This window comes from Mesorhizobium sp. M1D.F.Ca.ET.043.01.1.1 (assembly GCF_003952385.1).
Taxonomy (GTDB): domain Bacteria; phylum Pseudomonadota; class Alphaproteobacteria; order Rhizobiales; family Rhizobiaceae; genus Mesorhizobium.
On the sequence record NZ_CP034444.1, the window covers coordinates 6,599,461 to 6,620,775 of the forward strand.

A 21,315-nucleotide genomic window follows, 5' to 3' on the forward strand; every position below is an offset into this window, starting at 1 on the left:
GTCAGGTCTTTCCGAGATAGCGGTCGAGAACATTTTTCGTCACGCGTTCGACCATCGCGTCCTGCCTTAGCAGGCCGGCGACCCATTCGCAGCTTCCGGCATGGAACACTTCGCCCTTGCCGCGCGGGAAGTTGACGATCATGCCGTTGCCGCGCTTGACCTTGTCGAGATTGGCGTCGCTCGCCTCGCCGAACAGCGTCTCGGCGGTGAAACGCCCGTCCTCGTCGGTGAGGAACTGGTCCTCGATCGGGATGTCGGCGCTTTCCTCGACCTGGCTCGCCATGCCGACGGCAAGAACCTGCAAGCCATCCGGCGCGCCACTCTCCGCGGTCGGGTAGGGCAGACCGCCACGGATCTCGAAATCCAGCCCGTCGACCTCATAGCCATAGACATGGCTGTCGGCGCCGAGCAGGTCGCCATAATAGATGCCGGTGCCGGCGAAGGCCCAGTGCTCCGGCCGGTAGACCGGGAAGCCGCGGACGCCGCGCGGCGCGCAGCCGCCCCAGCCGGCATACACGCCTCGCGTCGCGTTCAGGCCGAAGGTGGCGCTCCCCGGGCGGCCGATCTCCGGCGCTTCCCAGGAATTGGTGGCGCGAGTGACGTCGCCGCCGCGATAGGCGGGGTCTTCCGCGCGCGCCCGGTATTTGTAGCAGACCTGGCGGCGGCCTTCGTCTTCCAGCCTTGTCTGCCACATGAAATTGCCGGCGAAGCGCGCCGCATGGCCGCCGCGCTCGACATAGGCGTCGACCGCGTCGCGCATCTCCCAGGTCCAGTATTCGTCGTGGCCGACGAAGACGACGCAGTCGTAGCTGTCGAGGATCTCGGGCGAGAAATGCAATTCGTGCTGGCTGGCGAGATCGACCGCGTAGCCGGCGCGCTCGGCGAAGCGGAAGAAATGGCTATCATAGCTCGCCCAGCCCGAAGAGGCGTATTTCTTCGAGTGGCCGGTGGCAAAGGCCCATTCCATGTGCGGGTAACAGGGCACGGTCTTCGGCGGCACCGCGACCTCCAGCGGCACGCGCGGCGCGTCCGTTGGCAGCACGACGAAACCACGGCACCAGGGGCGCTCAGTCGAAACCATCGTCGCATATTGGTCGCGGTTCGGGCCGGTGATGCCCTGGTAGTGGTTGGAGCCGCCCCAGGTGTTGTAGGCGAGCCAGGTGCCGGTCGCCGCGACCTGAAGCAGCCGGCCGGGCTTGCGGCCGGGCAGGGGCGCGACGATGAAGAGGTGCTGGCTCTCGATCGTTCCACCGCCTCGGCCATCAGCGGTAAGCGTCACGCGATAGGCGCCTGACGGCCAGTCGTCGCCGATGCGGAATTGGAACGAGGCCTGCCAGCCGCAGCCCTCGACCGAGCATTGGTCGGGCGTCTCCTGCCAGCGCGCCGGCAGGCCGGTCTTCTCGAAGACGTTGGTTTCGACCGCTCCGTCCCGGACAATGGCAATGCTGAATTGGCGCGCCGTTGAGTTCACATGCAGCGTCACCGTCTCGCCCGGCCGATAGGAAAGACGGTCCGAGTAGCACCAGATCTCGCCGCTCGAGCCATCCATTCCCGGCCATTCGTAATAATGGCCGCGCACCGCCTCGCGGCGCTGCTCCGGCGTCAGTCCGAAATCGGGAAATTCGGTGGTCAACTGCGTCAATGAACACCTGAAACCAAGATGCCGCCATTGAGACCATTGACCGGCCAAGCGTCAAATGGAAACCATCGGGCCAGCGGCGCCTGGCCTTGGCGATATCCGGCAAACGGACTATTTCATTGCGAGGCAACGTTTCAACGCCGGGAGCGGACATGCTGCGCGTGCAAAAGGTCAAGGTCGACGACATCTACGTGCCGACGGCGCGGCGCAAGACGCTGCATCCCGAGACCGTGCGCCATCTCGCCGAGGACATCCTCGAGAACGGGATGAAGACGCCGATCCAGGTGCGGCACGACGGCAAGCGCCATGTCCTGGTCGAAGGGCTGCATCGGCTGGAGGCCGCCAAATGGCTCGGCGAGACCGAGATCGACGCCTATCTGGTGCAGGCGCGACGGCACTGACTCCGTCCGGTTTGCTGCAATGTCGGCGCGCCTGCATCACGGCAAGCGATCGCATCCCATCAAAGCTTTTTGATTGACGATGAGATGGCGGTCGCTACCGTGCCGGCATTTCCACAAACCGAGTGATTGTGATGACGAAATACCAGGGCGGATGCCTGTGCGGGGCGGTGCGCTATCGCGCTGATGCCGAGCCGATCAACGAGCGCGTCTGCCACTGCCGGATCTGCCAGAAGGCGATCGGCGCGGCCTTCAACGCCCGGCTTCTGTTCCGCATCGACGACGTCACCGTCGAGGGGCCGCTGGCGACGGTCAATTCCTCGCCGGACCTCAAGCGCGGCTTTTGTGCAGTCTGCGGCACGACGATGTTCTCGCGGCGCGATTCCAGAGGAATTCTCGGCGTCACCTCCGGCTCGCTCGACGATCCGTCCCTGTTCAAGCCCGACATGCATTTCTGGACGGCGTCCATGCAGCCTTGGGTGCGGCTCGATGACGGTCTGCCGCAATATGAGGGCGCGCCGCCCGCGTAGCCTTTTGCCTTCTCCTTCTCCCCTTGTGGGCCTGTTGCGCAGTTAGCGCGAACAGACCCTCGAGGCGGTTTGGCCCGTGAGGTCTCGCTCATTTTTGGCTTTTGGGGTGGAGTTTGATGGTGGCGGGCGGCCTTAGGCTGGATGCTAGGCGCACCTATCCTGTGATTGCCGCCCATCGGCGCATGTTGAAAGCGATCGCGGCAAGTGTCACCTGGGCTGCGGCCTTGGCCAGTCCGACATAGCGGATTGTGGTCAGTTTCATGCGGTTCTTGAGCGTGGCGAAGGTCGTCTCCACCGCCGCCCGCCGTCGTGCGATCAGGCGATTGTAGCGCTTGAGCCGCTCGGGCAGCGAATGGTGCTTATTGGGGCGGCGGGCAATGCGCGGCTTCCTGCCCTCGGCCTTGAGCCGAGCACGCCGGGCATGCGTGTCATAGGCGGCATCCGCCCACACCGTCTTCTCGTCGCCTCGGATCAAGTGATCGGCCACTACCGTGTCGTTGACGTTGGCCGGCGTGGTGATCACCGTGCGGATCAGACCAGAGCCCTCGTCGACCCCAACATGGGCCTTGTAGCCGAAGGTAAAGCCGCCCTTGCCCCGCCGCACGGGACGGGCATCGGCATCCTTCGAGGGCCGCTCGGCTGTCGGCGGCGCCGAGACCGCATCGATCAGCGTCGCATCCAGCATCGTGCCGCGCTTCAGGATCACGCCGGCCTTCTCCACCTGCCGGTCCAGTTCGCCAAACAGCCTTTCCATCAGCCCTTCGCCGACAAGCAGGTTGCGGAAGCGCGACAGCACTGTGTGATCGGGAATGCTCTCCTCAAGGCCAAGCCCGACAAAGCGCCGGAACGACAGCCGGTCACCCAGCGCTTCCTCGAGTTCGCGATCCGATAGCCCATAGAGCGATTGCAGCAGCAGTGCTTTGAACAGAACCAGCGGAGGCCAAGCCGCACGTCCCGGGCCGCCATCGCGTAGCGGGTTGAGCAGCTTCTCGAAGCGATACCACTTCACCAGACCGGACAGCCGATCGAGCGGCGAGGATCCACCAGCAAGCTTCTGGCCCAGAAATGCTTCCGCCAGGCTCAACTGACCCGTCCGCTTCACCGCCATCGCGATTCCCTCCGAGTTCCAACTCAGAGAATCACAACCAGCCAATTATGCAACAGGCCCCTTGTGGGAGAAGCTGGCCGAGCGAAGCTCGGTCGGATGAGGGGTGCTCCAGGGAACGCCAACGCCTCACTCCGCTGGAACACCCCTCAACCGTCTCGGCGCTGCGCGCCGATCCACCTTCTCCCACAAGGGGAGAAGGAAGAATGCCCGCACAAAAATTTCATCTTCGATTCACGAGATAGCCGGCAAAGCGTCATTGGCGGGCCATCATTGGCTGCTTATCTAACCGCCATGCGGGAAGGCATCGAGGAGGCGACGGATGAGCGAGAGCATCAACACCCTGGACGAGCTTTTGAACGACCCGATGATCCAACTCGTGATGGAGCGCGACCGCGTGCGCCCGGCCGAGCTTCGCATGCTCCTGGAAAGAGCTCGCGACAGGGCGGCCGACGATTCTCGCCTCGACCAGCCGGTGGTGCCGCCGGCACATGTGGTGGCCAGAAGCTGCCTGAAGCAATGGCTGCACCGCTAAAGCATGTCGCACTGAAACGGCTTCAGGCAACGCGCTTTAGTCTTTTTTGCGCATGTCGTTTTCCCAAAACCGCTGCGCACTTTTGGGCGACATGCATTGGGGCTATTGACGGCTCTAGCTCGAATACGCCGGCAAATAACTGTAATGGCTGCGGAAATAGGCAATCTTGAAACCGAGCCGCGCGTAGTTGCGGTAGGCCGGACCGTCGCGTTCGGGGCACGGCGCCTCGATATCGGCGACGAACAGTTTTGCGCCGGCGGCGATGCCGTCGCGGACCAGTCTTTCGCCAAGCATGGCGTCGAGATCGAAGCTCGGCGCCATGATGCCCGGCACCGGCGCGTCGATGCCGCTCCAGGCCGCGCCGTCCGAGATGAACAGTGAGCGCACCGCGGCCACCGCGCCGTCGCGTTTCAGCATATAATGATGCCAGCCTTTGCGGCCGACCAGCGCCTCGAGCCAGGGCGAGGTAGGCAGCCTGTATCTGGCGTCGATGAAGGCAGCCCATTCCGCGGCCGTTTCGGGTGTGACCTCCTCGACCGAAGCATCGTCGGTCGGGAAGAGCGGTTCGGCCGCCAGCGGCGTCGCGTCGCGAAAGATGCGCTCCCAGCCGCTTTGATGCTGCAAACCGCGCGCTTCCAGCCAGCATCGCAGCCGCGAAGGTTCCGTATGCGGACTGGTATAGAACCACGGCCGCAAGATGCCGGCGGCGCGGTAATGCGAAAGCAGCGCGTCGACTTGCTCCTCCGAGGCTGGACTGTCGATGCCGATGTTCTTCACGCAGTTGAAGTGGATGAACGGGATCGTCGTGCAGGTGGTCCAGACGAGATCGCCGTCGCGGGCGATCGACAGGCCATGCCGCGCGGCGAAATCCGCGGGCGCTGCGTCATAGAGGTCGAGCCAGGCATTGACCTCGGCGCGCTCGATGGCGCGGCTCAGATCGCGAGAGACCTCCTCGATCCCGATTTCGGGAGCGTGCGGTTGCGGCGGCACGACGGGCTGCAGTTCCGAGAGGGCGGCGGTCGACATGCTGATCCTCCTCCAATTACCTTACAGTGTAAGATTAGCGGATGATAATATGGAGGCGCCGGTTGTCAAGCAGGATTAGCGACACCTTACAAATCCGTGAGTTGGATTCACGGTATCGTGAGGCTAAGCCTGTGCCTGAGGGGCTTTCCGGAACGACAATTCACTTTCGCCCTGAAAGGACCGGGACTCTTTGGAAAGGACTGGGATGACCGACGTCTGCACTCAAGGGTTGGATACCGGCTTTGTCGGCCTCGGTTACGCCAAGGTGGCGTTTCTCGGCATCATCCAAGGCATCACCGAACTGCTGCCGATCTCTTCGACGGCGCATATGCGCGTCGTGCCCGCCGTGCTCGGCTGGCAGGATCCCGGTTCAGCCTTCTCGGCTGCCATGCAGCTAGCCGCATTGGCGGCGGTCGTCAGCTATTTCTGGAGCGATATCAGGGAAGTAGCGGTGGGTTCGCTGGCGGCGCTGGCGCGGCGCGATTATGCCAACCGCTATTTTCGCCTGGCGATCGGCATCGTGCTTGCGACGGTTCCGATCGTCATCGTCGGCCTGGCGCTTTCCAGTGTTCTCAATGCTTGCAATTCGCCGCTGCGAGGGCTGGCCGTGATCGGCTGGGCCTGCATCGTCATGGCGGTGCTGCTGGCGCTCTCCGAAATCTATGCCCGCCACAGGCTGACCCTAGAAAAGGTGTCGGTGCTCGATGCCTTGCTGGTCGGCGTCGCCCAGGTCGGCGCGCTCATCCCCGGCGTGTCGCGCTCGGGATCGACGCTGACGGCGGCGCTTGGACTTGGTTATGCCCGGCCGGAGGCGGCGCGGCTCTCCTTCCTGCTCGGCCTGCCGGCGATCGCGCTTGCCGGCCTGAAGGAGCTTTGGGAACTGCACAAGATCCACCTCGGCGCCCATGGCTGGTCGGTCCTGGCCGTCGGCCTCGTCGTCGCCTCGATCTCGGCCTTCTTCGCCATATGGGGGCTGATGCGGGTGCTCGAGCGCTTTTCGGCCTGGCCCTTCGTCATCTATCGCGGCCTGCTCGGCGTCGTGCTTCTCATCGGCGTCGCCGTTGGCTGGCTCAGTTAGGCTGTGCCGACATCCAATGACGCCGGCCTGACCTCAAACTCAACACCGCGTTAAGAACCGAATCCGCTATATCAACATCCGACCTTGGCTTCGGGTGCCCGCATGGATTTCGTGACACTGCTGCAATCGGTGCCCTTGCTGGCGACGCTGGTGAAATCGGCGCTGCCGGCCGCTGTCGGCGCGGGCTTTGGCGCCGGCCAATGGCTGGCGGCACTGCCGCCCTGCCGCGACCACAGCTTCGAGAGCGCGACCTATCTCGTCTGCGAGGCCGATCCGAAACACTATTCGATCGAGCTGTTCTGGAAGGATCCCGACGGCAAGTTCTACCAGTCGCTGCACAATCTTCGAAATGCGCAACAGGCCGCCGGGCGCACCATGCTTTTCGGCATCAATGCCGGCATGTACCATCCCAATCTCGCGCCGGTCGGGCTCTATGTCGAGCGAGGGCAGCAGATTGCATCGGCGAAGACCGGGACCGGCACCGGCAATTTTTCCATGCAGCCCAACGGCATCTTCTATCTTGGCGGCGGCAAGGCCGGCGTGCGCGCGACGAAGGACTATCTGAAGCGGCCGCCGCAGGTGGATTACGCGACCCAATCCGGGCCGATGCTGGTCATCGACGGCAAGCTGCACCCGAAATTCCAGGCCGGCAGCCCGTCGCGAAAAATCCGCGACGGCGTCGGCGTGCGTGCCGACGGCGTCGCGGTCTTTGCCATCTCGAACGACGTCGTGACCTTCCACGCATTCGCCCGCCTGTTCCGCGACGAGCTCGGCTGTCCCAACGCGCTGTTCCTCGACGGCTCCATCTCCAGCCTCTATGCGCCGGCCATCGGCCGCAACGACGATTTCTGGAATCTCGGACCGATGATCGGCGTGTTCAGGCGAGGCGGGTAGAGGCTGCCCGTCGACGACCGGCGAAAAGCTGCGTCGGTAGGCGCACCGTGGCGCAGATTGCGCCGCGATGCCTCGGGTTCAGTTGGACGCGTCCTGGATTGCGGACAGCAGCCACTGTCCGCCGGCCTCGCGGGTAAAGGTCCACAATTCGGTGGCTTCGACCGGATTTTTCGGGTCGCCCTTTTCGACAGCGCCGGTCTGGCGATTGCGCATGACATCGATGGCCGACCAGCGCATTGCCGCCGTGGCGTAATCGCGCGAGCCTTCCCTCCACGCCTCCGCAATATCGGCTTCCAGCAGCTCAAGATCGGTAACGTCGTTCTTGAGGCCGTGGGTCGCGTTATCCGCGAGCTCCTCCGAAAGGTAGGAAACCATCTCGGGTGTCGTCAGCCTTCGCAGTCCCTGGTGATCCTCATGGCTGAACGCGGCCTGCACGTCGCCGAGGATGCGTTCGAACGCATCCCGATCCACGTCGGTGATACCGATTTCGTCGGCGCCGGATGCGCCGGCCGCGCCCAGGCCCGTGGTGCGGGACGGGTAGCTGGGTTGCGGGCCTCCCCAGCCTTGCTGGCCGAAGGGAAAGCCGGAGCTCCTCATATTGGCCGGTGCGGCATTGTCGCGGCCGAAAAACCGCATTGCCAGCATGATGAGGCCGCCGATGAGCAGCAGCTGGAAGATGAAGCTGAAGCCGCCGCCGATGCCGCCAAATCCATGGCCGAGCATCATGCCGAACAGGCCGTTGAAGAGCAGTCCGCCGACCAGCCCGCCGACAAGGCCGCCGCCAAACCCGTTCCAGAATCCCGGGCGCGCCTGGCCAGGGAACGACTGCGACGGTGGGATCGACTGGGTGGTGTTCGGCGTCATCGAGCGCGTCACGGGCGCGGTATAGGGTGCGGTTCTCGTCGGAGCCGGGGCCTGGAAAGTCCGGCCGCCGCGGCTGCCGAAACTGCCGCCCATGCGCGCCTCCGCGGTGCCGATGGACACGCTTGCGAGCGCAATCAGCACGACCAGGAAGATCGACGCAGCTTTGATCGTCCGCGATTTTGACATTGGTGACAATCCTTGGATCGGAGCATTTCAACGCATCTGGCGAGCCCCCTATATGGGTACGAATTGGGGCAGGGTTAGACCCTGTCTTCCGGACCTCGGTTATGGCGAGGCCCGCAGCCATTCATCAGGGCCTCGCGGTTTCCGGATTCACGGCGACTGAGGGCCGGCCGCGAATCGCCCGGCCGGACCAAAAGTAAATTTTGATTCAAACTTTGTTGGTAATTTCTCATTAGGAATGGGGCTTCCGGCGGCGCCGTTCCTGCCCTCGGTCTGTTTTGTTTGCGTACAGGTCAAGATGCGGATTTTTGGCGTCGTCAGTTTCGTGCTCGCAACGCTTTGCCTTGCCGGCTGCTCGTCCACGTCGGGCGTCGATGCCTTGCAAATGCCGTCCAACGAGACGACCAGCTCCGTGGTCAGGCCAAGCGCGCCGGTGACCAAGGCCGTGAAGACCGCCGACACCGAGACAACCCTCGAGACCGCCTCGATGACGGGCTCCGCACGCTTCAGGCCGCCGGCGCCGCTGCTTGACGGCCAGAATGCGAGTCCCGGCGACGAAAATTCGCGTGCGGACGATGAAAATTCACGTCCTTTCGGCCTGCCCGAGGAAGAGACCGTGGCATTTCCCGCTGCGGACCTGCCGGACAGCGTCGAGCCGCCGGTTCAGGAGGCGGCGCTCGTCTCGCCACCGAAGCGGCTGTCGCGCGCGGCGCCCGCGATGCTGGCGGGGCCTGTCACCCGCTACGCCTTCCGTGATGCCAAGCCGATCAATTTCGGCCGCTCCTCGCCCCGGCATCTTGCTGTCCACGGCGTCGACGTCTCGCGCTGGCAGGGCAACATCAACTGGGGCAAGCTGCGCGCCCAGGGCGCCAATTTCGCCTACATCAAGGCGACTGACGGCGGCGACCATCTCGATCCGATGTTCATGAGGAACTGGCGCAACGCCGATGCCGCCGGGCTGAAGCGCGGCGCCTACCATTTCTTCTACTGGTGCCGCACCGCCGGCGAGCAGGCCGACTGGTTCATCCGCAACGTGCCGCGGGTCCAAGGCGCGCTGCCGCCGGTGATCGATGTCGAATGGAATGGCGACTCCTCCTGCAAGCGCCGGCCTTCGCGCGAAAAGGTGCTGGAGAAGATGCAGGTGTTCATGGACAAGCTGGAGCGCTACTACGGCCAGCGGCCCATCATCTACACCAGCCCCGACTTCTATCGCGACAATCTGCGCGGCGCTTTTCTCGACTATCCGTTCTGGCTGCGCGCGGTGGCCGCGCACCCGTCAAAGGTCTATCCGGGCCGCAGGTGGCTGTTCTGGCAGTATTCCGGGTCCGGCCTGTCACACGGGGTGAGCGGCCGCGTCGACCTTAATGTCTTTCACGGCGACGAGCGGCAGTGGCGCAACTGGCTGGGCGGCGGGCAGATGGTGGCCGACGCGGATTGATCCGCTTTCGGATTTGCGCGGCTGTCTAAGGGGCTTGGGGCGCGATTCAGCGAGGGTCGCATAGGCGAGCACGCCCATGAAGATAGCGAAGTAGGCCAGAACGACGGCGATGACGATCAGGGTCTCGGTGGGCATGTCCATCTCCTCGAAAGAATGCCCAAGGAGACAACAGGACGACCTGCATCGCCTTGATCTGGATCAGGGGATTTGCCGTTTCGGCGGGGTCGAAATCGCGGCAATTTCAACATTTCGCTAATCATCTGCTCACTTTGTCCCTTAGCGGTGCGGCAACGTCCTTCTGGTAACGTGTTCGTGATCGGGCTCGGAGGGATCGATGCGCAATCCAGTCGTGGCAATCGTTTTTGCAGCCGCTGTCGGCTACGGATTCTTCAACGCGCTCTGGCATGTGCCGAGCAACAAGCCGGCGGCCATTCCGGAAGCCGCGCCCGGCGCATCACCGACGGCGCCGCGCCCGATGAAGGAAAATGTCGTCGCCTATTACACCGGCGACAAGGCGATGCAGGACGCCAAGGCGAAGGGCCATTCGACGCTGCCGCGCTTCCATGAACTGATGGCCGCCGGCACGCCCGGCACCTACACGGTGAAGTTCCCGCTGACCCAGAACGGCGCCACCGAACATATCTGGCTGCAGCTTACCGGCTACAGCGACGGCCGCTTCGTGGGCCTGCTCGCCGATAAACCGGTCAACGGCAACCGGTACAAGATGGGCGACCGCATGACGGTGGCGGAAGCCGACGTCGAGGACTGGATGATCCGCAACGGCGGCGACGTCTATGGCGGCTACACGGTGCGCCAGGCGTTCGCCGACATGCCCAAGGAAAAGGCCGCGAAATACGGGATCACGTTCAAGGATTGAGGCCGGAACGTGAGATGCCCCTCAGCAGGTGACCAGATCCGTGTGACCAAAGCCCTTCGAGTAATCGAGCACGGAAATCACTGAGGGCACCACGCGGAAGATGCGGACCTCGTCCGGCGTCGGCATGGGGCCGGGCAGGGAGTTTTGCGGCGGATATTTCGCAGGCAGCATCCGCAGAACCTTCTCGGCCTCGGCCTTGTCGGTGACCGGCTGCGCGCGCGCCGCCATGGAGAGCCCGGTAATCTCCATCACTTGCGGCGCGTCGTGGTCGATGGTCAATGAAACACGATCGTCTCGCGCGATGTTGGCCGCCTTCTGGCTGTCCAGACCGCAGAGGAAGTAGAGGGTGAAGCCTTCGTTGACGTAGCCGACCGTCGTGGCCTGCGGCCAGCCGTCCGGCCTCAGCGTTGCAACCGTCATGACCCGATGCTGATCCAAGAGTGTCTGGATCTTGTTTTTGATCTCCTTGTCCATCATCGCCTCCAAAATTAATTCTGAAGGCGGCCATAGTACGCATCATGGATAGCTTGGCTTTGACGTGCATCAACGCATGAGCGGCAACGCGCCCCTGGCCGCGATGTTCGACAGGACGAACACATGACGCCACTCGCTGGCGCTGCGGAACGATCCGGCGCGGCATTCGTTGGATGATCGACCAGGGACGTCGTGCGGCTAGGCAGACGCTCTCCGAAAATCAGGCGAATGACCGAACCGCATGTGTTGTCCAGCCGGAAGAGGACCTTGGCTGCGATCGAAGCCGGTCCGTGGGCCGTCGCAGGGCATGGGCCTTGCGGCATCAGCGGAAGGGATCAATATGCCACTGACACTGACAAGTCCGGCGTTCGCCGACGGCGATCCCATCCCCGAGCGTTTTGCCCGCGATGGTGAAAATGTCTCCCCGCCTCTGAAATGGTCTGGGATCCCTGACGGGACCAGGAGCCTGGTTCTCGTCGTGGACGACCCCGATGCACCACGCGGGACGTTCGGCCACTGGGCGGTGTTCAATATTTCGCCCGACGTCGAGCAACTTGCCGAAGGGGAAGACGGGAAGCCGGGAACCGAAGCGCTCCAGCAGGGGAAGAACGACTTCGGCAACGCCTCCTACGATGGCCCGGCCCCGCCGGTCGGGCACGGAGTTCACCACTATCATTTCCGGCTGGCGGCTCTCGATGTGCCGAGCCTCGGCATTCCAGGCCAGACCGGAGTCAAGGAAATCTGGAAGGAGGCCCGGCGCCACGCCATCGAGGCGACGGAACTCGTGGGCACGTACGAACATGCCGCCTGAGTGACGAAGGCTTTCCCCGCCAGGCAGCGCCGGCCGCATCACTCGGGAGCCCGCAATGAACAATCCGAACAATCCCGAACCGATGCCGGGCTATCCCAATCCTGAGCCTTCCCGGCCTCCAGCTCCCCCGGAAAACCCGCCCGGAGAACCGCCGGGCGTTCCTCCGCCTTCACCCGATCCCATCCCGGGACCGGGAAGGGGACCTCCAGATATCCCGCCGGATGCGCCACCTGAGATTCCGCCGGAGGAGCCGACATTTCCCAGGCCGACGGCAGAAGAGTTCCGCGCGTAGCGGTGGCGTTGAAGCACGTCGCGACGAAACGGATTCAGGCGACGCGCTTTACGTCCTTGTTTTGATGCCGCTTCCTTCGATCATGCGGATGACCTGCTCGATGTCCCCTGGCTCGATGCCGAGTTCCGGCAGCCCCGGCATGCCGCCTGTCGTCACGTTGTCCTGGCGCATGAGATCGACCTGGTTGCGCGTGATAGGCGGCGTCGGGAGAAATTCCGCTACTCCCGCCAGGGCGCTCCAGGCGGCGAACGGCATGGGCACCAGGATTGGATGAACGCCGCACCTTCGGGCGATCTCGCGAACCAGCTCCCTGTAACGCAAAATACGAGGACCGCCGACCTCGAACGTAGGCACATCCTGGCTAGGATCGGCGAGCAAGCGGCTCACCGCTTCGGCGACGTCGCCGACATAGACGGGCTGAAGCCGCGTAGCTCCCTGGCCGAACAGCGGATAGACGGGCAGCAGCCGGACCAGTCGAACAAGCGTCGTGAGAAAAGCGTCGTCCGGTCCGATCATGACGGCCGAGCGCAGGACAATCGTGTCGGGAAACGAGTTCCTGACCGCGTCCTCCCCGCGCCCGCGTGCCTTGATATACCTTGATGCGGATCGCGGATCCGCGCCTATCCCGGAGATATGGACAAGCCGTTCGACCCCGGCTTGCCGAGCGGCGCTCGCCAAGTCGGCTGCCGCCGTCACGTGCATCCTTTCGAACGTTAAGCCGCCTTGCTCGACATAGAGGCTGACCGCGTTCACCACCGCATCTGATCCGGCAATTGCCGGGCCGATCGATGATCTGTCCAGAATATCCGCTTTGACCTGTTCGGGCGCTTTCGCTTCCGAGCCGACCGCTGTTACCCGCCGCGCTTGGCGGGACACTGCCCGCACTTCAAAGCCCTTGTCCAGCAGCCGCTCGACGATCCTGCGGCCGAGGAACCCGGTCCCGCCGAACACAGCTACCCTCATCGATGCTCCTCGCGCGTCGCTCCCAAAGCGCGCCGCGATCTTTCAGATCGCTCCATGCGCTTTAGGTTTCTGGTTTGACGCATTTGTCCCGAAACCGGTTCCCACTTTCGGGAGACATGTTTTGAGGCGCGCCCGCCGCGGCGCCGACGATCGCCTGGCGAGTGCCAGCAGGTCGATGTTGCCGTTTGCAATAAGGCGATCTCCGTCCAATTCGATTTCCGCAGTCTCGAAGGATCGAATTCCGATTGACGCTCAAGCTCCAAGGCGATTGCCTCGCGAACCTCCTCTTGCTCCGCAGACATGTTCAAATTAGATCGCTGGAACCCATTTCCAGAACACGCCTTCCATCCTCTCGGGATAGTATTTGAATTCGCATTCGAACCGTCGCCCGTAGCTGGCAGCGGCAGCAAGCGCTGCCTTGCTGACGGGCCGCATGCCCGTTCCCGGTGCGAACCAGTCCTCCAGCAGATCGTCGGGCACATAGGCGCCGATCCTCAGCGGCAGTTGTTGCAGGACGACGTCCATTTCCTTCGGCGGCACCGCGTTCATTCGCTTCCCGCTCCTCGCTGATGCGGTGAATTTGAAGTTCCCGCGATTCCACGCACTAGTGAACTGCGTTCTCGGTCTGGAGTTCCATGAGCCGGCCGGAAACCGCTTCTTCCCTTCTCCCCTTTGTGGGAGAAGGTGGCCGCGAAGCGGCCGGATGAGGGATGCTCCAGCTTGGCGCAGACCTTGCCGGCTTGAGGCGCAGCAAGATCGCCAGCGTCTCACTCCGCCGGAACACCCTCATCCGTCTCGGCGCTACGCGCCGATCCACCACCCGGCCCGTCGCAGGCTCCGTGCGTTCGAAGCTCGAAAAGCCAAGCAGTTAGCTTTTCGCCCGCTACGCGGACCGCTTCTCACCCCACAAGGCAGGGGAATCGCATATGGCTTTTTGGGACTTGAAGTTGGCCTGAGAAGGGATTCTTTGGGCAGGCAGTCGAACGAGGGAGAGACTGCCATTTCCAGCCTTGAGAGCTATTTCGGCGCGCTACCCGATCCGCGCGCCGGCAATGCCACGCATCGGCTTGGCGATTTGATCGTGATGATGATCGCGGCGAGCCTGTGCGGGGCGAGCAATGCGACGGAGTTCTCGTTGTTCGCGCAAGAGCGCAAGCAGGCGCTGTCGCGGTTGATCGCGTATGAGGTGGCGCCCAGCCACGATACCTTCTCGCGGCTGCTGCGGCTGCTCGATCCGGAGGCGTTCAGCCGTGCCTTTGCCGCCTTTGCCGCGGGCTTCGCGCGGGCGTGTGAGGAAGTGGTCTCGCTCGACGGCAAGGCGCTGCGGCGAGCCTACGAGAAAGGCCTTGCAGCCAGTCCTCCCCTGACGGTGTCGGCTTTTGCCGCCGAGACGCGGCTATGTTTGGCGGCGGTCTCGCCCGGCGAGGAAGAGAATGAGGTCGAGGCCGCCCTCAAAGTCATCGAACTTATTGATCTTACTGGACGATTGGTCACAGCCGATGCGCTCCACTGTCACACGCGCATGGCAAAGGCCATCACCGAACGGGGCGGCGACTACCTGCTCGCGCTCAAAGGCAATCGTCGCCATTGGGTCGGCCACGCCAATCGCCATCTGGCCGAGACCGCCCCCGCAGTCGCGGAGCGGACCGAAACCAGCCATGGCCGCAGCGAATGGCGCCAAGCCGAGGTCGTGGTATCGGCTGAACCGCTGATGGCCGGCCACAAAGCCTTCATCCGCATCACCAGCCGGCGCGACCAGGCCAAGCCGCTGACGCGCCTGTTCATGGCTTCCACCTTGCTGTCACCCCAGCAAGCCCTCGAGCTCACCAGAGCCCATTGGCAGATCGAGAACGGCCTGCACTGGATGCTGGATGTTCATCTGGACGAGGATCAATCCCGTGCCCGCAAGGACAACGCCCCCGCCAACACCGCCCTCCTCAACCGCATCGCCAGAAATCTCCTTCAGGCCGCAGATGTCGATAAAGTCCCCATCAGTCACCGCATCAAGAAATGCGCTTGGAATGACGGCTATCTCATCCAGGCCATCACCCATATGCGATAGCCCTGCCCCACAAGGGGAGAAGGAGAGGGCGCGCGCTATGCCTCGTTGATCATCGCCTCGATGTTGTAGCCATCGGGATCGAGCACGAAGCAGGCGTAGTAATTTTCCGCATAGTCCGGACGCGGGCCGGGCGCACCGTTGTCCGCAGCGCCCGCCTCGAGTGCCGCCCGGTAGAACGCATCGACCTCCGCCTTGCTCTTCACCCGGAAGGCGACATGCAGATGGGTGAGCGGCGGCTTCTCGCCCGTGCTCTGGATCTCGAACAGGCAGCCATCGCCGACATCGAAGGCCCAGAAGATGCCGTCCTTGCCGAAGGCGAGGCTGAAGCCCAAAGGCGCAAACGCTTTTTCGTAGAAGAGCTTGCTCTTGTCGAGATCGCTCACTTCGATGGTGATGTGATCGATCATGCTCATACTAAGAGGTGTAGCTGGGTGAGCGGTGCTCAACGGTGTCGTGGAACACCGCTCATCAGCAATGCAATGCAGACTATTTTTTGCGCGACGGCTCGCTTCTTGTGTCACCGTATCCGGGTTTCGGGACTCGCTCTACAGTTGTCGTGTTAGGACGGCGTTCAGCCTCTTTGACTGTGACAAACTGCCCGGATTTGGAGTCGCGGCCGACGTCGAAGGTTTTACGCTCTTTGTTTGACATTTTCGTTTCCTCATAGCTGTCATGCGCCGAAGCTACCTCGACTCCAAGGAAGACGTTCCCCTATAATGACCTTGCTACAGGAGAGGGAAATCAACCTCTTCGCCCCGCGTGGGCTCCGGCCCTTTCGCGGTATCCAAAGCCGGCTCTAACGAGTCGGCTTTGGTATTTCAGTTTTGTTTTGCAAATGTACGATTGCCGCTCTGACCTGGGGCGGAACTATGTGTGGTTCGGAAATTCCAAGATTTTTGAGGCGGTTCTCGGCTGCTGTTCGACTCACGGCGAAGAACGTCATAATTTCCGAAATGTCGGTGAAGTCTCGAACAAGGGTTTCCGGCATCAGAAACGCCGCGGCAAACGCGTTGGCCTGCCACTCTGCGCTTGCGTAAGCGGGAAGCTCCTTCATTTTGGAATATCGGGTAGGAGCCCGATCGAGAGGCACTGCTGACTTGTGAAGAACCAGATGCCCTAGCTCGTGGGCAGCTGTCCATCTGCCGCGTCCGCCGAAGGTTGCTGCAGACTGATACGTGGATGCTGATAGAACCACCCGCGGTGGATCGAATTCGGTGTATCCTTCGGCACCGTCCATTTCGTGATCTTCCTTCACGACTAATGCGAAATCGCCAAACAGCCGCGGCATTTCGTTTTCAAGAACACTCACCATGTCGGGAGCTTGGCAAGTAGTGGATATGCGCAGCGCTTGGCGCCACGCGGCTGCCAATATCTCGATTTCGGTACGGCTCTTTGCAGACACGCAATAGTCGTGGCTCATCTTTCGTCTCCAGGAAGATCCGCATCAAGTTTTCGAATCTCGTCAGGGGACATCTTATTTATCTTCCTGAACAATCTTCTTGCCAGTGCGGCGCGTTCTTTGTTGATCGGGGTAAATCGAATAACGTTGATGCGAGCATCTGCCAGTGCTTGTAGGTGTTTTCTCGTGACAAGGTCCAAGTTCAGCCAGTTGCCAAAACTGTCGACGTAACCTTCCGGGACCTGCTTGCCTCCTGTTTCAACAGCAGAGATAAACGATGGGGAACACTTGAATTCCTTTGCTTGATCGATCATCCGCAGCTTTCGCGCCATTCTGATTTCTCGGCATGCGGACCCAAATGCCGTCAGAGTTTTTTCGGACATATTCTCGCTTCCTTTCTTTTTCACCTGCAGGTGAAACGCTCCCTCAAAAAAACGCCCCCTGCCGCTAGCGCAGTAGGGGGCTTGTTGATGTCAGCTGCACCCGCTCGTGGCCCCACAAGTATCGCACTTCTCACAGGTGCCGTTCCGCACCATGGTGAAGTTGTGGCACTCCGAGCATTCGTTGCCGGTGTAGCCCTGCAGCAGCGACTGCTGGCGCCTTGTCGCGGCGAGCTTCTTGGCCTCGGCCGCTTCGTTGGCGGCAGCGTCGGTGAAGAGCGCTTCGGCGCCGCCGGCGGCCTCGGCTTCCGCTTCCACCATCTCCTCGGCCAGTTCCCTGGCGCGCTCCTCATAGTCGCGCTTGTAGGCGATCGCCTCGTCGCTTGCCGGCTTCAGCGCCAGCACGTTGGAACCGGCGAAGGCGGTCGGCGCGGCGCGGGCAGGGGTCGTCGTCGGGGCGGAGCCGCCAAGGCCCTTGGGCTCGCCGCCGATGCCCGACACCAGCTTCACCGGCGAGGCGCCGCGATAAAGACCCTTGGAGAAGGGCGTCGCCTTGCCTTCGGTGATGCCGCGGCCGAGCGCCGTCTTGTCGAAGTCGGACTGGTCGACATGGGCGAGGTCGTGGCGGCCGAGATAGGAGACGGCCAACTCGCGGAACACGTAGTCGAGGATCGACGTCGCGTTCTTGATCGCGTCGTTGCCCTGCACCATGCCGGCCGGCTCGAACTTGGTGAAGGTGAAGGCCTCGACATATTCGTCGAGCGGCACGCCGTATTGCAGGCCGAGCGAGATCGCGATGGCGAAGTTGTTCATCATGGCGCGGAAGGCGGCGCCTTCCTTGTGCATGTCGATGAAGATCTCGCCGAGCCGCCCGTCGTCGAACTCGCCGGTCCTGAGATACACCTTGTGGCCGCCGACCACGGCCTTCTGCGTGTAGCCCTTGCGGCGGTTCGGCAGCTTCTCGCGGTCGCGGTAGAGCCGTTCGACCACGCGCTCGACGATCTTTTCCGTCACCTGCACGGCGCGCTGCGCGGCGGGCGCCGCGATCAGCTGCTCGACCGCCTCGTCCTCATCCTCGTCGTCATCGGCGAGCAGCGAGGCATTGAGCGGCTGCGACAGTTTTGAGCCGTCGCGATAGAGCGCGTTGGCCTTCAGCGCCAGCTTCCAGGACAGCATGTAGGCGTTCTTGGCGTCCTCGACCGTCGCCTCGTTCGGCATGTTGATGGTCTTGGAGATGGCGCCCGAGATGAAGGGCTGGGCCGCTGCCATCATCAGGATGTGGCTCTGGATCGAGAGCGAGCGCTTGCCGATCTTGCCGCAGGGGCTGGCGCAGTCGAACACCGGCAGGTGCTCGGCCTTCAGGAACGGCGCGCCTTCCAGCGTCATGGCACCGCAAACATGGATATTGGCGGCGTCGATGTCCTTCTTGCTGAAGCCGAGCGCCGGCAGCATCTCGAAGGAGAAGTCGGAGAGCTGCTCGTCGGTGAAGCCGAGCGTCTCCTTCACCCAGTCGGCGCCCAGCGTCCACTGGTTGAACACGAACTTGATGTCGAAGGCCGACTTCAGCGCCGCGTTCAGCGCCGTGATCTTCTCGTCGGTGAAGCCTTTGGCCTTCAGCGAGGACGGGTTGATGCCCGGCGCCTGGTTGAGGTTGCCGTGGCCGACCGCATAGGCCTCGATCTCGGCGATCTGGCTTTCGGAATAGCCCAGCGTCCTGAGCGCTTCCGGTACCGCGCGGTTGATGATCTTGAAGTAGCCGCCGCCGGCGAGCTTCTTGAATTTCACCAGCGCGAAGTCGGGCTCGATGCCGGTGGTGTCGCAGTCCATGACGAGGCCGATCGTGCCGGTCGGCGCGATCACGGTCGCCTGCGCGTTCCGGTAGCCGTGCTCCTCGCCGAGCTCGATGGCGCGGTCCCAGGCGGCGCGGGCATGCTCGGCCAGCGCCTGCTGCTTCAGGTCGGCAGCGACCAGCGGCACCGGATTGACGGCGAGCTTCTCGTAGCCGTCCTTGTCGCCATAGGCGGCGCGGCGATGGTTGCGCATGACGCGCAGCATATTCTGGGCGTTGCGGTCATAGTCCGGGAAGGCGCCGAGCTCGGAAGCCATCTCGGCCGAGGTCGAATAGGCGACGCCGGTCATGATCGCGGTCAGCGCGGCGCAGATGGCGCGGCCCTCGTCGGAGTCGTAAGGAATGCCCGAGGTCATCAAGAGGCCGCCGATATTGGCGTAGCCGAGGCCGAGCGTGCGGTAGTCGTAGGAGAGCTTGGCGATCTCCTTCGACGGGAACTGCGCCATCATCACCGAGATTTCGAGCACGACGGTCCACAGCCGCACGGTGTGCTCGTAGGCAGCGATGTCGATCGTGCCGTCCGCCTTGCGGTAGGGCAGCAAGTTGATCGAGGCGAGGTTGCAGGCCGTGTCGTCGAGGAACATGTATTCCGAGCACGGATTGGAGGCCCGGATCGCACCGGCGGAAGCACAGGTGTGCCAGTCGTTCATCGTCGTGTTGAAGTGCAGGCCGGGGTCGGCCGACGCCCAGGCGGCGTAGCCGATCTTTTCCCAGAGATCGCGCGCCTTCAGCGTCTTCAGCACCTTGCCGTCCTTGCGGGCGGTGAGCTGCCAGTCGCCATCGGCCTCGACGGCGCGCAGGAAATTGTCCTTCAGCGACACCGAGTTGTTGGAGTTCTGGCCGGAGACGGTGAGGTAGGCGTCCGAATCCCAGTCTGTGTCGTAGGTCTTGAACGACATCGAGGTGTAGCCCTGGCGGGCGAACTGGATGACGCGGTAGATGTAGTTCTCCGGCACCGAGTTCTTCTTGGCCGCCTTGATCTCGCGCTTCAGCGCGGTGTTTAAAGCCGGGTCGAAGCAGTCGTCATCATGGCCCTCGCAATTGACGCAGGCCTTCATGATCGCTTCGAGATGCTTCTTGACGATCTTCGAGCCGGTCACCAGCGAGGCGACCTTCTGCTCTTCATTGACCTTCCAGTCGATGAAGTCCTCGATATCGGGGTGGTCGGCGTCGACGATGACCATTTTTGCGGCGCGGCGCGTCGTGCCGCCCGACTTGATGGCGCCGGCGGCGCGGTCGCCGATCTTGAGGAAGCTCATCAGGCCGGACGAGCGGCCGCCGCCGGAAAGCTTCTCGCCTTCGCCGCGCAGCATCGAGAAGTTCGAGCCGGTGCCGGAACCGTATTTGAACAGGCGCGCCTCACGCACCCACAGGTCCATGATGCCGCCCTCGTTGACGAGGTCGTCCTGCACGCTCTGGATGAAGCAGGCATGCGGCTGCGGATGCTCGTAGGCGGACTTCGACTTGGTCAGCTTGCCGGTGAAGGGATCGACATAGAAATGGCCCTGGCTCGGACCGTCGATGCCGTAGGCCCAATGCAGGCCGGTGTTGAACCACTGAGGCGAGTTCGGCGCGACGCGCTGGGTGGCGAGCATATAGGCGAGCTCGTCGCGGAAGGCGCGCGCGTCTTCCTCCGATTTGAAGTAGCCGCCCTTCCAGCCCCAATAGGTCCAGGTGCCGGACAGCCGGTCGAAGACCTGGCGGGCATCGGTTTCCGAACCATAGCGATCGGCCTCGGGGAGCTTGGCGAGCTCGGCCTCGTCGGCGACCGAGCGCCACAGGAACGAGGGGACGTCGTTCTCCTCGACCTTCTTCAGGCGCGCCGGCACGCCGGCCTTGCGGAAATATTTCTGGGCCAGGATGTCGGCCGCGACCTGGCTGAACTGGGCCGGCACGTCGATGTTGTCCAGGCGGAACACCACCGAGCCATCGGGATTCTTGATCTCCGACAGGGCCTTCCGGAATTCGATCTCCGCGTAAGCTGCCCTTTCTTGGCCTGCTTGGTCTGGCTTGGTGAAGCGACGCTCGATGCGCATTGGTCCGGTCCCTTTTGTCTACATATAGCGCTTTTCCCCAGGGATTTCTGCCCCAATGGCTAAAAGCGCAGTCCGCCGTTTGCCGGCATCGCGAGCAATGCCGGCATTCTCCTCGTCGCGGGTTCCGCCGTGCAGACAGCAAAACGCTTTGCCCGAACATTTGCCCGGGCTGCAGGCCGACCCCGCGGGTCCCTAACTGAAACTTTGGTCGATTCCCTCGTTCGAGGGAGGTTCACACTATCTAGGGTCGAGCCTGCCTGCAAACACTAAATATAGTGTTAACAGATCATTTTTTCCAGGCCGACAATTCTCCCTTTCGCCCACCCAAGCCCCAACATCCCAACGCTCCCGCCGGCCTCGTGAACAGGCGGAAATGCGGGCAAAACGCACAAAATCCGGGAAAAAAGACCGGCCTCTGAACTCTCCGGTCACGCCCGCAACAGGAGCGCATGGCCTATAAAAAGCGACTCGTTCTGACCCGT

The 21,315-nt window shown here is 62.9% G+C and carries 20 protein-coding genes; 9 read left to right on the top strand and 11 right to left on the bottom strand.

Annotation, left to right across the window (positions count from 1 at the left end; all coding sequences use genetic code 11):
* Position 1 precedes the first annotated feature (1 nt).
* Positions 2-1,642 carry a N,N-dimethylformamidase beta subunit family domain-containing protein gene (locus EJ067_RS31770; RefSeq protein WP_126089033.1) on the bottom strand — a complete coding sequence of 547 codons (1,641 nt, stop codon included), beginning with the start codon at positions 1,640-1,642 and terminating at the stop codon, positions 2-4.
* A gap of 149 nt (positions 1,643-1,791) precedes the next feature.
* Here EJ067_RS31770 and EJ067_RS31775 point away from each other — a divergent pair, with 149 nt between their 5' ends.
* Together EJ067_RS31775 and EJ067_RS31780 are read left to right on the top strand one after the other, a co-directional pair.
* Positions 1,792-2,040 (top strand): ParB N-terminal domain-containing protein, encoded by a 249-nt coding sequence (locus EJ067_RS31775; RefSeq protein WP_059189249.1) that lies wholly within the window; start codon positions 1,792-1,794, stop codon positions 2,038-2,040.
* A gap of 131 nt (positions 2,041-2,171) precedes the next feature.
* A complete protein-coding gene (locus EJ067_RS31780; protein ID WP_126089034.1) occupies positions 2,172-2,567 on the top strand; it encodes a GFA family protein in 396 nt (131 codons plus the stop codon).
* Positions 2,568-2,721: 154 nt separating this feature from the next.
* On the opposite strand, the gene EJ067_RS31785 is transcribed toward EJ067_RS31780, so the two are convergent.
* On the bottom strand, positions 2,722-3,675 hold the full coding sequence (locus tag EJ067_RS31785) for an IS5 family transposase (protein WP_126085982.1): 954 nt from the start codon (positions 3,673-3,675) through the stop codon (positions 2,722-2,724).
* A 319-nt stretch (positions 3,676-3,994) separates the two neighbouring features.
* Here EJ067_RS31785 and EJ067_RS31790 point away from each other — a divergent pair, with 319 nt between their 5' ends.
* Positions 3,995-4,207, top strand: a complete 213-nt coding sequence (locus tag EJ067_RS31790; RefSeq protein ID WP_126089035.1) for a hypothetical protein — start codon at positions 3,995-3,997, stop codon at positions 4,205-4,207.
* A gap of 114 nt (positions 4,208-4,321) precedes the next feature.
* Here EJ067_RS31790 and EJ067_RS31795 read toward each other — a convergent pair whose 3' ends face one another.
* Positions 4,322-5,233 carry a hypothetical protein gene (locus EJ067_RS31795; protein ID WP_126089036.1) on the bottom strand — a complete coding sequence of 304 codons (912 nt, stop codon included), beginning with the start codon at positions 5,231-5,233 and terminating at the stop codon, positions 4,322-4,324.
* Between the two features lie 205 nt (positions 5,234-5,438).
* On the opposite strand from EJ067_RS31795, the gene EJ067_RS31800 reads away from it, so the two are divergent.
* Positions 5,439-6,311: an undecaprenyl-diphosphate phosphatase gene (locus EJ067_RS31800; RefSeq protein ID WP_126089037.1), complete on the top strand. Its 873-nt coding sequence runs from the start codon at positions 5,439-5,441 to the stop codon at positions 6,309-6,311.
* Between the two features lie 102 nt (positions 6,312-6,413).
* The gene (locus EJ067_RS31805; RefSeq protein WP_126089038.1) at positions 6,414-7,205 is read left to right on the top strand and encodes a phosphodiester glycosidase family protein; all 792 of its coding nucleotides are present in this window, start codon (positions 6,414-6,416) and stop codon (positions 7,203-7,205) included.
* Positions 7,206-7,283: 78 nt separating this feature from the next.
* On the opposite strand, the gene EJ067_RS31810 is transcribed toward EJ067_RS31805, so the two are convergent.
* Positions 7,284-8,210, bottom strand: coding sequence for a TIM44-like domain-containing protein (locus EJ067_RS31810; protein WP_348639504.1), 927 nt, complete (start codon positions 8,208-8,210; stop codon positions 7,284-7,286).
* Positions 8,211-8,550: 340 nt separating this feature from the next.
* Between EJ067_RS31810 and EJ067_RS31815 the strand changes: the two genes are divergently transcribed.
* Positions 8,551-9,690, top strand: a complete 1,140-nt coding sequence (locus EJ067_RS31815; protein ID WP_126089040.1) for a GH25 family lysozyme — start codon at positions 8,551-8,553, stop codon at positions 9,688-9,690.
* Between the two features lie 334 nt (positions 9,691-10,024).
* Entirely contained in the window at positions 10,025-10,567 is a 543-nt protein-coding gene (locus EJ067_RS31820; RefSeq protein ID WP_126089041.1) for a DUF2314 domain-containing protein, read from the top strand.
* 21 nt (positions 10,568-10,588) lie between these two features.
* Here EJ067_RS31820 and EJ067_RS31825 read toward each other — a convergent pair whose 3' ends face one another.
* Entirely contained in the window at positions 10,589-11,041 is a 453-nt protein-coding gene (locus EJ067_RS31825; protein ID WP_126089042.1) for a pyridoxamine 5'-phosphate oxidase family protein, read from the bottom strand.
* A gap of 340 nt (positions 11,042-11,381) precedes the next feature.
* Here EJ067_RS31825 and EJ067_RS31830 point away from each other — a divergent pair, with 340 nt between their 5' ends.
* Positions 11,382-11,852 carry a YbhB/YbcL family Raf kinase inhibitor-like protein gene (locus EJ067_RS31830; protein ID WP_126089043.1) on the top strand — a complete coding sequence of 157 codons (471 nt, stop codon included), beginning with the start codon at positions 11,382-11,384 and terminating at the stop codon, positions 11,850-11,852.
* Between the two features lie 340 nt (positions 11,853-12,192).
* Here EJ067_RS31830 and EJ067_RS31835 read toward each other — a convergent pair whose 3' ends face one another.
* Together EJ067_RS31835 and EJ067_RS31840 are read right to left on the bottom strand one after the other, a co-directional pair.
* Complete coding sequence (locus EJ067_RS31835) at positions 12,193-13,107, bottom strand: complex I NDUFA9 subunit family protein (RefSeq protein ID WP_126089044.1); 915 nt, start codon at positions 13,105-13,107, stop codon at positions 12,193-12,195.
* 309 nt (positions 13,108-13,416) lie between these two features.
* Entirely contained in the window at positions 13,417-13,647 is a 231-nt protein-coding gene (locus tag EJ067_RS31840) for a hypothetical protein (RefSeq protein WP_126089822.1), read from the bottom strand.
* Between the two features lie 427 nt (positions 13,648-14,074).
* Between EJ067_RS31840 and EJ067_RS31845 the strand changes: the two genes are divergently transcribed.
* Positions 14,075-15,169, top strand: a complete 1,095-nt coding sequence (locus tag EJ067_RS31845) for an ISAs1 family transposase (protein ID WP_245468096.1) — start codon at positions 14,075-14,077, stop codon at positions 15,167-15,169.
* A gap of 35 nt (positions 15,170-15,204) precedes the next feature.
* On the opposite strand, the gene EJ067_RS31850 is transcribed toward EJ067_RS31845, so the two are convergent.
* From EJ067_RS31850 to EJ067_RS31865, 4 genes are all read right to left on the bottom strand, one after another.
* Positions 15,205-15,576: a VOC family protein gene (locus tag EJ067_RS31850; protein ID WP_126089823.1), complete on the bottom strand. Its 372-nt coding sequence runs from the start codon at positions 15,574-15,576 to the stop codon at positions 15,205-15,207.
* 389 nt (positions 15,577-15,965) lie between these two features.
* Positions 15,966-16,589 carry an ImmA/IrrE family metallo-endopeptidase gene (locus EJ067_RS31855; protein WP_126089045.1) on the bottom strand — a complete coding sequence of 208 codons (624 nt, stop codon included), beginning with the start codon at positions 16,587-16,589 and terminating at the stop codon, positions 15,966-15,968.
* Positions 16,586-16,951 carry a hypothetical protein gene (locus tag EJ067_RS31860; protein WP_126089046.1) on the bottom strand — a complete coding sequence of 122 codons (366 nt, stop codon included), beginning with the start codon at positions 16,949-16,951 and terminating at the stop codon, positions 16,586-16,588. Before EJ067_RS31860 ends, EJ067_RS31855 begins: the two co-directional genes overlap by 4 nt.
* A gap of 90 nt (positions 16,952-17,041) precedes the next feature.
* On the bottom strand, positions 17,042-20,833 hold the full coding sequence (locus EJ067_RS31865) for a vitamin B12-dependent ribonucleotide reductase (RefSeq protein ID WP_126089047.1): 3,792 nt from the start codon (positions 20,831-20,833) through the stop codon (positions 17,042-17,044).
* Positions 20,834-21,315: the final 482 nt, after the last annotated feature.